Annotated in this window: 10 protein-coding genes; 4 read left to right on the top strand and 6 right to left on the bottom strand. The window is 71.0% G+C overall.

From position 1 onward, the window contains the following. Positions 1 to 132: 132 nt before the first annotated feature. Positions 133 to 1,035 (bottom strand): NAD(P)-dependent oxidoreductase, encoded by a 903-nt coding sequence (locus ADK57_RS41150; RefSeq protein WP_053754851.1) that lies wholly within the window; start codon positions 1,033 to 1,035, stop codon positions 133 to 135. A 97-nt stretch (positions 1,036 to 1,132) separates the two neighbouring features. Here ADK57_RS41150 and ADK57_RS41145 point away from each other — a divergent pair, with 97 nt between their 5' ends. Continuing rightward, the gene (locus ADK57_RS41145) at positions 1,133 to 1,534 is read left to right on the top strand and encodes a winged helix-turn-helix transcriptional regulator (protein ID WP_053754850.1); all 402 of its coding nucleotides are present in this window, start codon (positions 1,133 to 1,135) and stop codon (positions 1,532 to 1,534) included. Here ADK57_RS41145 and ADK57_RS41140 read toward each other — a convergent pair. Both ADK57_RS41140 and ADK57_RS41135 read right to left on the bottom strand, forming a co-directional pair. After that, positions 1,472 to 2,092: a class F sortase gene (locus ADK57_RS41140; RefSeq protein WP_053754849.1), complete on the bottom strand. Its 621-nt coding sequence runs from the start codon at positions 2,090 to 2,092 to the stop codon at positions 1,472 to 1,474. The genes ADK57_RS41145 and ADK57_RS41140 overlap by 63 nt on opposite strands. Positions 2,093 to 2,202: 110 nt before the next feature. Next, a complete protein-coding gene (locus tag ADK57_RS41135; protein ID WP_053754848.1) occupies positions 2,203 to 2,727 on the bottom strand; it encodes a hypothetical protein in 525 nt (174 codons plus the stop codon). 395 nt (positions 2,728 to 3,122) lie between these two features. Here ADK57_RS41135 and ADK57_RS41130 point away from each other — a divergent pair, with 395 nt between their 5' ends. Next, positions 3,123 to 4,877 carry a tannase/feruloyl esterase family alpha/beta hydrolase gene (locus tag ADK57_RS41130; protein WP_053754847.1) on the top strand — a complete coding sequence of 585 codons (1,755 nt, stop codon included), beginning with the start codon at positions 3,123 to 3,125 and terminating at the stop codon, positions 4,875 to 4,877. 45 nt (positions 4,878 to 4,922) lie between these two features. Here the strand turns inward: ADK57_RS41130 and ADK57_RS41125 are convergent, their stop codons facing one another. From ADK57_RS41125 to ADK57_RS41115, 3 genes are all read right to left on the bottom strand, one after another. After that, positions 4,923 to 5,840 carry an aminoglycoside phosphotransferase family protein gene (locus ADK57_RS41125; RefSeq protein ID WP_053754846.1) on the bottom strand — a complete coding sequence of 306 codons (918 nt, stop codon included), beginning with the start codon at positions 5,838 to 5,840 and terminating at the stop codon, positions 4,923 to 4,925. Between the two features lie 138 nt (positions 5,841 to 5,978). Beyond that, on the bottom strand, positions 5,979 to 6,356 hold the full coding sequence (locus ADK57_RS41120; protein WP_053754845.1) for a peptidase inhibitor family I36 protein: 378 nt from the start codon (positions 6,354 to 6,356) through the stop codon (positions 5,979 to 5,981). 122 nt (positions 6,357 to 6,478) lie between these two features. Continuing rightward, positions 6,479 to 7,393 (bottom strand): hypothetical protein, encoded by a 915-nt coding sequence (locus tag ADK57_RS41115; RefSeq protein ID WP_053754844.1) that lies wholly within the window; start codon positions 7,391 to 7,393, stop codon positions 6,479 to 6,481. Positions 7,394 to 7,998: 605 nt separating this feature from the next. On the opposite strand from ADK57_RS41115, the gene ADK57_RS41110 reads away from it, so the two are divergent. Together ADK57_RS41110 and ADK57_RS41105 are read left to right on the top strand one after the other, a co-directional pair. After that, a complete protein-coding gene (locus ADK57_RS41110) occupies positions 7,999 to 8,712 on the top strand; it encodes a GntR family transcriptional regulator (RefSeq protein WP_053754843.1) in 714 nt (237 codons plus the stop codon). Positions 8,713 to 8,746: 34 nt separating this feature from the next. Further along, a complete protein-coding gene (locus ADK57_RS41105; protein WP_053754842.1) occupies positions 8,747 to 9,913 on the top strand; it encodes an NAD(P)/FAD-dependent oxidoreductase in 1,167 nt (388 codons plus the stop codon). Positions 9,914 to 9,962 lie beyond the last annotated feature (49 nt).

Genomic DNA, 9,962 nt, shown 5'->3' with positions numbered 1-9,962 from the left:
CCGACCCACTCACCCATCGCCACACAACGAGTCTGGCCCTGCCGCTCACGCGGCAGGGCCAGAACCCCAAGATCTTCATCAGCCTTCTAGGGCCTGTCCCCCGCGTCTGCGGCATGGTCCGCCGGACAGGCCCTAGCGGCCCGCGAGGAGGTCGATCAGCCCGGTGGTGTCCTCGTGGCCGTGGCCGCCCGCCAGGCGGCGCTCCATCAGGGCCATGTACGGCGTCAGCAGCTCTGCGCTCACGTCCTGCTCCTCGGCCGTACGCAGCAGGGTCGCGTTGCCCGCGACCTGCATGGCCAGGTTGGAGACGACGTCCTTGGCGTAGTCGCCGCTCTCCAGCCGGTCGGCCGCCTGGTGGGCCATGGGCGCCATCGCGCCGAGCCAGGACACGAGCAGCGGCGCGAAGTCCTTCGGGGCGATGTCCTCCGGGCGGATCAGCGCGAAGGCGTGCGTGATGCCCGCGAACATCCCGCTCATCGCACTCAGCAGCGCCACGTCGTGCAGCGCGGCGAACCCCGGGTCCGCGCCGACGTAGGTGGCCCCGGCCGGGACGGCGAGTGTGTCCCGGTGCTCCTCGAAGAGGGCCGTGGAACCGCTGTAGAGGACGTACGCCCCGGAGTCCGCGGCGCCGATCATCGGCGGTACGGCCATGATCCCGGCGTCCAGGAAACGGGCCCCGCGAGCCTGTGCCCAGGTGGCGCGGGAACGTCCCTGCGCGGGCGTTCCGGTGGTCAGGTTCACCAGATCCCGGCCGGTCAGGTCGGCCCCGTCGAGGGCCTCGCCGACGGAGGCGTCGTCGAGGAGACAGGCGACCACGAGCCGGTTCGCGCCCACCGCTTCGGCGGCATTCGCGGCGACGGTCGCGCCCTCGGCGGCCAGGGCTTCGGCGCGGGCGGGGGTGCGGTTCCAGACGGTGACGGGGTGCCCGGCGGCGAGCCAGGCGCGGGCGAGGGCGGTGCCCATGGCTCCGGTGCCGAGGAGGGTGAGGGCGGTCGGGCGGGAAGGGCCGGGCTGGGCAAGTGCGTTGTCAGTCATGGCGATTAGGCTCGTCGCAGGGGAACGGCCTGCTCAAGTACGCACTTCGGAGTGGGTGGTTACCACCGGGAAAGGTTCCAGGCAGGGGAGGGTCGGCATGACGACCGTACGGCGGCCGGGGGCGTACGTCTGCGGAATCGACGCGGCGATGGACGTGATCGGCGGCAAGTGGAAGGTGCTGATCCTGTGGGCGCTGCACGTGCGGCCGTGCCGCTTCGGCGAGCTGCGCAGAGAGCTGCCCGGCGTGACGGAGAAGGTCCTCGCGGCACAGCTGCGGGAGCTGGAGGCGGACGGCGTCGTGCACCGGGAGGCGTACGACGAGGTACCGCCGCGGGTGGAGTACTCGCTGACGCCTCGGGGGGTCTCCCTGAACGAGGCGTTGGGGCCGCTCGGGGCGTGGGGGCGGACGAACATCCTGGAGGGAGTAGGGGAGCCCTCAGCGGCTTCCGGTGAGGTGCGCGAAGGCGACGACGTTCCCCTGGTAGCCGGTGCTCCGTGAGTAGCCTCCGCCGCAGGTGATCACCCGCAGTTCGGGCCGCGGCTTGGCCCCGTACACCTTCTCGTCGGGGAAGTCCTTCGCGTCGTACACCTCGACGGCGTCCACGGTGAACACGGCCACGCCTCCGTCGCGCCGGTCGACCTCGATGGCGGCGCCCTTCTTCAGGGCGCCGAGGTCGTAGAAGACGGCGGGGCCGTCGGCGTTGTCGACGTGGCCCGCGACGATCGCGGTGCCCCTCTCGCCGGGGGTGGTCCCGGCCTCGTACCAGCCGGCGAGGTTCTTCCGCGCGGCGGGCGGGACGTCGAGGCTGCCGGACGGAGTGAGGCCGAGGTCCATCAGGGGGGCGTTGACCTGGATCGAGGGGATGCGGATCCGGTCGGGCGGGGAGGGCGGCAGCGCGGGCGCGGCGGACCGCAGGGCGCGCGGGTCGACACGGGCCTCGGCGGCGGACGGCTGCGGCGGTGCGTGCGTCTCGGCGCCGCTGCGCAGCAGCCATGCGCCGGAGCAGAGGGCGACCACGGTGACGCCTGCTATGGCGGCGTTGCCGAATCGGCGCACGCCGGCCTCCTCTCGATGTGGCCCCGTTCCCCCTCCGGGCCGCGAGGGGCGTCGGACCCGGAGGGGGAGGGGGGTTGCGGTACCGGCGGACGGACAGCGGAGGGTGTCCGTCAGATCCCGTCGCCTCTCGCCCGGCGATGCAGGAGCCAGGTACCGCCCGCGGCGGCGACGGCGAGAGCCGCCACGCCGGCCGCGGTCTGTACGGGATCGGGGCCCAGTGCGCCGCCGACCCCCGTCTTCACACTTCCTCGCGGAGGCACTGGTCGCCCCGCGGACGTCAGCGTGACGACCAGGTCGCCCGTGACCCGCCGACCGCCCTCCGCGCAGGTCGCGACGATCTCGTACGTCCCCGGCTGCGCGCTCGGCGGTACCCGGAACTGCCCGATCGCGTCGCCCTCGTGCGTGCTGGGCGCCAGCGTGAACGCACCCGCGCCCGCCGCGCTGGCGTCGCCCGCCGCCGTCCCGCCGTCCCCGCAGTCCGCCGTGTTCACCGTGACCTGCTCGCCCGGCACGACGGAGGACGGAAAGACCTCCAGGCTGCCGGCGCCGCCGCTGCCGTACGCGGGCGCGGCGCCGAGGCCGGCCACGGCGACGGCGAACGCGGTACCGGACAGCAGACGGGCGGTACGTCGCATCGGTGCTCCCTCGAGCTCTGCGGTGCACTTCGGTGGGGCTGCCCTTCGGTGGGGGCTGCCCTTTCGGTGGGGCTGCCCTTCCGAGGTAAGTGGCAGCAGACCGATACCGCTTCCTGAGGGTGTGTCAGAAATGGGGTGAATGGGTGTCAGGCAAGGCCCGCCCGGCGGGCTGTTGCCCTTGTTTCAGCAGGTCATCGGTGCGAGACGGGCGAGAGGGGAAAAAGAACCCGAAGGGTGCAGGGCGGAGGTGTGAACGGGTGACCGGGCCCGCCCGGACAACCTGGCCTGAATTGCTGTCCAAATTGTTGACGATATCTTCGACTTCCGTCACGCTACCCGCTCGGCGGCACATCGCCCGACCCCCGGGCGCCGCGCCCCACCGAGGAGGAAAGCCCATGCGTTGGTCCTTCGTACGCGGCAGAGCGGTCACGGCCGCGCTGCTCGCGCTGGTCCTGGTGCCGATCGGCGGCGCGGGTCCCGCCGCTGCCGGCGCGGACGCGTCGCGCCGCGTGATCACGGCGGAGGGTCTGGCCGACCTGCCCGCCGTGAAGCCCGTCCTGGAGTGCGCAGACGTGACCGGCCTCGACCTGGACGGGGTCACCGACGCACCGGTCACGATCCGCTCCGCGACCGTCGTGACCACCGGGGCGGCGGCCCCGTACTGCGAGGTGCGGGGGGCCATCGCCCCCGCGAACACCATTGTCATGCGCCTGCCGGTCAACGGCTGGACGCAGCGCTACGTCCAGACCGGCTGCGGCGGCCTGTGCGGCAGCGCCAACATCAACTACGGCCAGGCCTCCACCTGTCCGGTCGTCAAGGACGGCACGGTCGCGAGCGCCACGACGGACATGGGCCACCAGGGCCTCAACGACGGCTCCTGGGCCCTGGACAACCCGCAGGCGCAGATCGACTTCGCGTACCGGGGAGTGCACGTCACCGCCCAGGTCGCGAAGGCGGTCATCACCAGGTTCTACGGTCAGCGCCCCGCGTACTCCTACTTCACCGGCTGCTCCGACGGCGGCCGTGAGGCGCTCATGGAGGCCCAGCGCTACCCCGACGACTTCGACGGCATCGCCGCCGGGGCACCCGCGAACAACATGGTCGTCCAGAACACCTTCCACCACGCGTGGAACGTCCTGACGAACAAGGACGCGGACGGCGACTACATCCTCCTCGCCGACAAACTGCCCCTCGTCCACCGGGCCGTGCTCGACGCCTGCGACGCGCTGGACGGCCTGACCGACGGACTCCTCGACGACCCGCGCCGGTGCGACTTCGACCCGCGGACGCTGGTGTGCGAGTCCGGCCAGGATCCGTCGACGTGTCTGACGGCGGCTCAGGCAGGCGTGGTCCAACGGCTGCACGACGGAGCGACGGACTCGAAGGGCCGCAAGCTGGAGATCTCGATCTCCCACGAGTGGGGCTCGGAGCTGGAATGGACGCTGTTCGTGCCCAAGTCGCAGGGTGAGACGGTCTCCAGCGAGAACTTCGTGACGTCCTTCGCGCGCTACCTCGCCTACACCAACGCCCCGAACCCGGACTTCCGGCTGTCCGACCTGAAGTTCACGGCCGAGTCCTTCTGGGAGACGGTCCAGTCCTCCAGCTACCTCGCCGCGCTGGACCCCGACCTCGGTGCCTTCCGGAAGAGCGGCGGCAAGCTGCTGCTCTGGCACGGCTGGAACGACCAGCACATCTCGCCGCAGGGCACGCTCGCGTACTACGACGCGATGCGTACGACGATGGGCGCCCGGGACGTCGAGCGGTTCGCCAAGCTGTACATGTTCCCGGGTGTGGCCCACTGCAGCGGCGGCGCGGGCCCCAACACCTTCGACGTCCTCACACCGGTGATGGCGTGGGCGGAGAGCGCCACCAAGCCCGCCGCGATCGTCGCGTCCAACGTCACGAACGACACGGTGACCCGCACCCGCCCGGTGTACCCGTACCCCAAGGTCGCTCGCTACGACGGCACCGGCAGCATCGACGACGCCGCCAACTTCGTCCCGTACACGCCGCCGAGCCGCGCCGACGCGGACGCCTACGACTGGCTCGGCAAGCGCCTCTACTCCAGCGGCTACCAGACCTGGTGCAAGGTCGTGGACGGCAAGTTGGAGTGCCGGCCGAAGCGGACGTGGCTGACGGAACGCGCGTAGGGGTCGGTGGCCGGTGGCCAGCGGGCAGCGGGCGGCATGTGGAGGTCAGGTCCGCATGCCGCCCGCGTACTCGGCGAGCACCTCCTGCACCGCCCGCCGCCCCACCGTCGCGAGCACAGGGTTCTTCCCGCCGCGGTAGTAGTGCTCCGCCGTCAGCCCGAAGCACAGGGCCCATCCCCGCCCCCGGGCCCACGTCATGTCGTCCACGTCGGCCGCCTCGCGGAAGAGGCCACGGGTCTCGGCGTCGAAGAGCGTCCACCCGGCCATCACGTCCGCCGCCGGATCGCCGATGCCGAGGCCGCCGAAGTCGATGACCGCGGTGAGCCGGCCGCCCTCCGTCAGCAGGTTCCCGGGCAGCAGGTCGCCGTGGAGCCAGACGGGAGGGCCGTCCCACTGGGGCAGCCGGACGGTGTCCTCCCAGACGGCCGTGGCGGCGGCCGCGTCCAGCGTCCCGTCGGCGCCCATGTCGTCGATCGCGGCACGGACGGACTCGTCGTTGCCCACGACCGGTCCGCCCCGCCAGGAGACCGGCCCGTCCGTGGCGTCGACCCGCCGCAGCGCGGCGACGAACCGACCCAACTCCAGGGCCGCATCGGCGAGTTCAGTGAGAGGCACGTCATAGGCGTTGTCGCCGTCCAGCCACCGGTACACCCCCCACGGAAGCGCGTACCCGCGCCCGGGCGCACCCTCGGCGAGCGGTACCGGCACGGTCAGCGGAAGGTGCGGGGCCAGCCTCGGCAGCCACCGTTGTTCGATGCCGATCTGGTGGGCTCCACCGGGCAGCCGCGGCAGCCGTACGACCATCTCGTCGCCCAGCCGGTACATGGCGTTGTCGGTCCCGGCGGACCCGACCCGCGTCACCGGGAGTTCCGCCCACTGCGGGAACTGGTCCGACACCAGCCCACCGACCAGCGTCGCGTCGATGTCGAGCTCGTCGGGGTGCATCTTGGTCGTGGACGGCATACGGCTTCCTGGGAGTTCGGGCGGGCGGCAGCGGAGCGTATCCGGCGTGCGAGCGGCGCCGCCATGGGTTTTCGCGTGACTGCGCGACTGAGGGCGCACCGCCACTCCCCCGGAGGTGGCGGTGCGCCCTCGGTACGTTCAGCAGCCGGTGGTCCAGATGTGGGAGTCACCCCGGTCGTTGGCGCCCTCGTTGTAAGGAACCTCCTGGCCGGGGTCCAGGCAGATGGTGACGCCGCCGCCCTGCCACGCGCTGGCGTAGACCTTGACGTGGTCCTTGATGCCCGGGCCCGAGATCCCGTGGTTGGCCCACGAGCTGTCCTCGTCCGCGATGTTGCCCTCCCACCAGCCGTCGTCGCCGGTCCAACCCACGGACAGACCGCCGTAGTCGGCGTCGGTGTAGGCGCAGAAACTCCCCTCGGCGCAGGGGGCGGCGGCCTGGGCGGTGCCGGGTACGACGGCCAGGGAGGCACCGGCGGCGAGGAGCACGCCGGCCGCGGTGATGAAGGTCTTGCGCATGATGTGGATCCCTTCGATGTGGTGTGCGGTGCGGTTGAGTGATGCGGTTGAGTGATTCGGTAAGTGGTTCAGTAAGTGGTTCGGTGAGTGAACCCGGGTCGTGTCGGTCGGAGTGAGAGGCCTCAGAGGCCATGCCGGACGGCGTACCGCAGGCCGCGATCGCGCATCTGGCGGTGCTCGCCGATGAGGTCGGCGTACTCGGCACGCAGGTCGGCCGCGTGGTCCTTCTCCAGCCGTGCGCCGGTGTCAGCGAGGTCGGTGCTCCGGACACACCGCGCCTCGGCCACGGCGTACCGCCGCTGCAGATCCGTGGCCTGACGCGGATCGAGGTCACGGGCGCGGCGCTGCCATGCGCTGCGCAGCTCTGCCGGGTCCTCGGCCTTGTGCACCGGGGCGATGCAGCGTGCCCAGCGGGCGAGCGCGGCCCGGTACGCCGGGTCCCGGGTCACCCGGTCGTGAGCGGCGGCCCCGAGGTTGTTGACCGCGACCTCGGTGCGGAACCAGCGAACCTGGTCGCCGTAGAGGACGCGCTGTGCCGCGGCGAGGCAGCCGTCGCTGTTGGCCTTGACGACCAGTCCGGTGGCCGTCCGGGTGGACAGTTCACGACGTCCGGTGCCGAACATCGCGTCGGTCAGCCGCTGTTGCTGCTCGGCGGCCCTCTTTCCGGCCTGCGGCGTCTGCTGTTCCTGTTGCTGCGCCTGTTCTGTCTCCGCCGCGCCGCCGAAACCGTGCTCGGCGGCCCAGGCGGGGTCGTCGATCCCGTACGGGAACTCGCGCCGCGGTGCGGCTGCCTTTTCCGTCGACCCGCGCGACCCCGCCGCCGGCAGCGCCACCTCACGTTCCGTCAGGCAACGCTGCACGAGAGCGGATTCGGCGCTCTTCAGCAGATCGTCCTGGGCCGGGGCCGACCGCGGTACGGGTCGCGGCTCCCCCGCATCGTCCCGGCCCGCGCCGTCCGCGCAGCCGCCCACCATGGCCGCCACGCACATCGACAGCGCCACCGTGGAAACGAACCTCGAAGCCCGCACCGTGGTCACCCCCTGCCGTCCTCCCGACTCTCCGTCGGCTTGGCTCCCATTAGAGAAGGAGGGGGAGGTGGTTGTGACCCTCCGAAGTCATAGGGCGGGGCTCGGACCGACTCGGCTCGCGGGCGTCCGAGCCGGCCACCAGACCGGTGGCACTGGCCTTCCTCTCAGGGCGATGGCTGCTGAGTAGATCCTCTGCTCACTCGTATTGACCGGTCAATTATCTAATTGTACGGTCTAGAGGACGGGTGCTGGTCGCGTGCAGATCAGGCGGGAGACCGACATGACGAAGCAGGCAAGGGTCCAGCCCTCTGGCGCTCGACTACCGGCTGAAAAGGATCTCCACCGTGAGAAGGGTGCCGGCTGTTACGGGGCCCGGCGTGTCTTCAGCGAATCGGTGAAGGCGGGGCCGATCGCCCGTCATCGGCGGTCCGGAAGGCTCCAGGCGCAGCCGCGCCCGTACCGTCGTCGGCTCGGCTCCGTGGTCACCGTCGAACCCGCCCGGCAACCCCGCGGGACAGGTCGGGAACAGCACCCCGCCCATGAGGCTCGGACGCTGAAGACCGGGCTGGTCAGCTCGCTCTTACCAGTCAATCGAGTGAATGTACGGTCTAGCCATGACCGTGCCACTCTATGTACAGATCAGGCGAGAGTTCGAAGCGAAGATCCTGTCCGGGGCCCTCCCGCCTGGCTCGCGTCTGCCAAGCGAGATGGACATCTCCGCCGAGTACGGCGTCAGTCGTGCCACGGCCCAACGGGTCCTCAACGACCTGGCCGAGGCGGGGCTGGCAATCCGCCGGCGGCGCCACGGATCGTTCGTGGCGGACGTGACGCGGCAGATCAATCTGCTCAACTTCGTCACTCCTGCGGCAGCCGCAAAGGGCGCGCCGGGCAGACACGAAGTGGTTTCCGCGCGGATCGTCAGGGCCGCCGACGCCATCCTGACCCTCCCTGGCGCCTCCGCCGACACGGCCGTAGTGGAACTGGTCCGCCGCAAACTGAACGTACGCGAGGAGCCGCAGTCGGTCGAGCGGCACGTCGTCCTCTTTGCGGCCGCCCCCGACCTGCTGAACGAGAACCTCGAAGACCTCGTCACCCTCCCGTATCTGCAGCGCAGGGGAGTACCGATCGACTCGATCCGGCTCTTCCTCGACCCGGTGGCCCTCGACGAGCACGACGCCGCATTGCTGCACAGCGAGACCGGAACGCCCGCGCTGATGAGGCGCAGGGAGTTGCGTGCCGATGACGGCAGCACCGTCGAGGTGGTGACGACCCTCGTCCGTCCGGGAACCGCCGAGTTCTTCCTGGAGCTTCCGGTCCCCGCCATGTGAGCAGCGTGCCGCTGCCAGAAAGGAAGCGCACACAATGAAGGTCATCATCGTCGGTGCCGGCGTGCTGGGCGTGAGCGTCGCGAGGCAGCTTGCCGTCGCAGGCAAGGACGTTCTCCTGCTCGATCAGCGGGGAGCCGGCACCGGCACGACCGCGACCACCTTCGCCTGGACCAACTCCAGCCGGAAGCCCGACCCGGACTACCACCGGCTGAACCTCGCGGGGATGGAGGAGCACGCCAGGCTCGCCGGGCAACTGCGCGGCGCACCGTCGTACTTCCCCAGCGGAGCGCTGCAGTGGGCGGACGCCGCAAACGAGCAGCGGCTCGCCGGCAACGTGGAACGACTGCAGGCACTCGGCTACCCCGCACACTGGGTCACCCCCAACGAAGCGGCGCGGACCGCAGGGGGCCTGCGCATCCCGGAGACCATCACGTCCATCGCACACTTCCCCAGCGAGGGATACGTTCTGCCGGACCGTTTCGTGAACAACCTGCTGGCGGACGCCGAGCAGCACGGAGCCACGTTAGCGGTCGGCGAGGTCGTAGCCATCGACGACGGGCCTGACCGAGTATCCGTCACCCTGGCCGGAGGCGAGGTCTGCACGGGTGATCGAGTCGTCCTGGCGGCAGGCCGCTGGACCCAACGGCTCGCCGCACGGGCCGGGATCGACGTTCCCATGGTGACGGATGCCGGTCGCGGAGCGCAGACCGTCGGCCTGCTCGGGTACGCCAGGTCACCACAACTCGACCTGCGCTGCGTGATCCACAGCCCCGGCCTCAACCTCCGCCCCGAGGCCGGCGGGCATACCGTCCTGCAGGCTCTCGATCTGAACGCCCACGTCGATCCGGCAGACCCGCCGTCCGCGGGCGGGGACATCGCAAGCACCCTCGCCCGACGGTTCTCCGCACTGCTGCCCGACCCGGGCCGGGCACCGGAGATCGACCTGCGCATCGGCCTGCGGTCACTGCCCGCGGACGGCCACACCGTCGCCGGGTATGCCTGCGCGCAGTCCCGCGTCTACTGCCTCGTCTCGCACAGCGGGGTCACCCTGGCGCCGATTCTGGGACGCCTGGTCGCGGCCGAGATCACAACCGATCAGGAGCAGGACCTCCTTGGGGCCTTCCGGCCCACACGATTCACCGGCGTACAGCGCTCGGACATCGAGGTGGATCAACACGCCACCAGTCTGGGCGAGCAGTAGCCGACAGCTCTCTCTCCCCCCGCGATTCCCTTCGGCGCGATCGAGCGTG

Source organism: Streptomyces sp. MMG1533 (genome assembly GCF_001279775.1).
GTDB lineage: Bacteria > Actinomycetota > Actinomycetes > Streptomycetales > Streptomycetaceae > Streptomyces.
This window is presented reverse-complemented; position numbering and strand designations above follow the sequence as displayed.